The 2666-nt window shown below is 40.1% G+C and carries 1 protein-coding gene, 1 rRNA gene and 1 pseudogene; all 3 read left to right on the top strand.

Annotated elements, in window-relative coordinates; translation table 11 throughout:
* Window positions 1-179 (top strand): annotated as a pseudogene (locus ACK5MF_RS09335) (group II intron reverse transcriptase/maturase); the annotation flags it as partial.
* Between the two features lie 485 nt (window positions 180-664).
* A complete protein-coding gene (locus ACK5MF_RS09330; RefSeq protein WP_416921542.1) occupies window positions 665-1930 on the top strand; it encodes an HD-GYP domain-containing protein in 1266 nt (421 codons plus the stop codon).
* 484 nt (window positions 1931-2414) lie between these two features.
* Window positions 2415-2666, top strand: a 16S ribosomal RNA gene (locus ACK5MF_RS09325); the annotation flags it as partial.

Below are 2666 nucleotides of genomic sequence, written 5' to 3'. Positions count from 1 at the left end.
AGCTTGGATATAAGCCGCCGTTTAGATTTATCCGAATGAGTAGTTGGAGAAATGCGCAAAGTCCTCTAGCCAGTTATGCGATGCCAAACCAATGGTTCAACGAACTGGGGTTGGTAAATCTTGAGCAAGTAGGAACAGGGTATGTGTTTAGCAATTATGCTGAATGGAAGTATGCATGAGCCGTATACGAGGTCCGTACGTACGGTTCTGTGAGAGGGATGAGGCGGTAACGCCTCACCCTACTCGATTCATATCTGATCCGCTCCAGCAGTTTTGGACACCGAGTTAAGTGAGTACAATCACTAACGAGGTGAACTGGTGGACTACAAGTTCTGAACGCCCTCCTGCTGGCGACTGGATTCTTTCTCGTTTTGAATATACGTATTCCTACCGACGTGATGAATAAACAGAAGTAGTCATTTAGTCACACTTCTTTATGTAAGGCGATGAGATATAAGTAATACTACTCGCCTATCTTCTTTCATTTTTACGTCTCATATCTCATTTGTATTATTACTTTACTCAATGTAATTTATTGAATATATCTATATCATGGATTTTTGTTATTCTTTCACCTGTTTTTAACTTGAGCAGATGAGGTGATAATGCCACCTTCATCTTCTAGAATGATACCTAAAGATAGGTTCAGAGGTTTTAGTAAATTGTGGCGAGTATAAAAATCACTGTCGACAGATTACAACCAGGGCTACATATTCGCTTGCCAGTTAAATGGAATGAGCATCCATTCTTATTCAATAGTTTTAAGATTAAAGACCAAGAACAAATCCGCTTGATCAAGCATTTGGGAATCCAACATGTATTCCTTAATCCAAGTCAAAGTGACACTCAACCCCTTCCACCTGTAACGAATACTACTCCTGCTGATGAACAAGAAAATGAAGTCGAAAGCGATATCAATAGTGAAGCGGATAAGTTATGGCAAGAAAAACAAAACCGAATTGAAAAACTCAATGCTTATCGCCGTCGAGTGATTAGTTGTGAAAAAGAATTTGAACGTTCGCTTGCCAGAATGCGGGCTGTAATGAACAAAATTCGCAATCGTCCAATGGACGCTGTTGATGAAGCCGCACTGTTGGTCGACGATATTGTCGATAAACTGCTAAGCGATGATAATGTCACTCTGCATTTAATGAATGGTAAAAGTGAATTTGAAGATATCTACTTTCATTCACTAAACGTATCGGTTATCGCCATGATGATTGGAAGAGCGAAAGAATACCCTGCGGATAGGATAAAAGAGATAGCTTTTGCCTCTCTCTTTCATGACATTGGTAAAATCCGAGTTCCTACTGCTATCGTGCGTAAGCAGACGCCCTTAACTGAGCCTGAGAATAATTATCTTAAAATGCACACCAAATATGGTTTAGAAATTTCGCAAAATATCAAAGAATTTCCAGATAGTGCAAGAAGGGTTATAGATCAACATCATGAACTACTGGATGGCTCTGGATATCCTCAAGGCCTGAAAGGTGATGAGATTGACGAGCTGGCTCAAGTTATCGCGGTTGCGAATGCGTTTGATAATTTATGCCACCCGAATGTACCAAGTGAGCAAAAAATCCCGTATGTGGCTCTATCTTATTTATATAAGAACTGCAAGCATATCTACAACAACGATAACTTAAACATACTAGTGAAGTTCATGGGCGTATTTCCTCCAGGAACCGTTGTTCAATTGTCTAATGATATGGTTGGTTTAGTCATATCGGTAAATGCAAACAGTCTTCTATATCCCAATGTGCTTATCTACGATCCATCAGTTCCTAGAACGCAAGCCCCTATTATTGATTTAGCCGATAAAGATATAAAAATAGTTAATGCTATTTTGCCTTATAAGCTGCCTGATAAAGTAAGAGAATATTTGAATCCACGTTCACGAGTCTCTTATTTCTTTGATAGCGACGAGTAGTTATCCACAGGATTTTGTGAGTAACATGTGTCTTTTCTGAGGATGAAAGGTACATAAGAAAATGTTCGCTGATTATTTAGACAAACGAACATTTTTTTTAAATAAACTCACTTTTTTCGCTTGCTAAGTTTATCTATCTCCCTATAATGCCACCTCACTGACACGGCAGACGTCGCAAGGCTTCAGCCTGTGTTGGTAGAGGATAAGAGTTCTAAAAAAGAAAAATTGAAAAAGTGTTTGACACTAACAATTATCTCGCTAGAATGCACCTCCGCTTTGAGAAGAAAGCTTCTGCAAAGCAAAGCTCTTTAACAATTTAAACCTATCAATCTGTGTGGGCACTCGTTGATGAAAATCGAAGATGATTCTAAAGAATCAACTAGGTTTCAATGATACGAAGTGACCATTGAGTCGCAAGACTCAGCACAGTCAATTCAACCCTTACTTATGTACTGTTCAGTATTCATTGAGCCGACAAAATCTTAAATTGAAGAGTTTGATCATGGCTCAGATTGAACGCTGGCGGCAGGCCTAACACATGCAAGTCGAGCGGCAGCACAGAGAAACTTGTTTCTCGGGTGGATAGCGGCTGACGGGTGAGTAATGCCTGGGAAATTGCCCTGATGTGGGGGATAACAATTGGAAACGATGGCTAATACCGCATAATCTCTTCGGAGTAAAGAGGGGGACCTTCGGGCCTCTCGCATCAGGATATGCCCAGGTGTGATTAGCTAGT

It is taken from the genome of Vibrio sp. (genome assembly GCF_047973365.1).
Taxonomy (GTDB): domain Bacteria; phylum Pseudomonadota; class Gammaproteobacteria; order Enterobacterales; family Vibrionaceae; genus Vibrio.
Note: the sequence above shows the minus strand (reverse complement) of the source record. Positions and strands in the feature narration are given on the sequence as shown.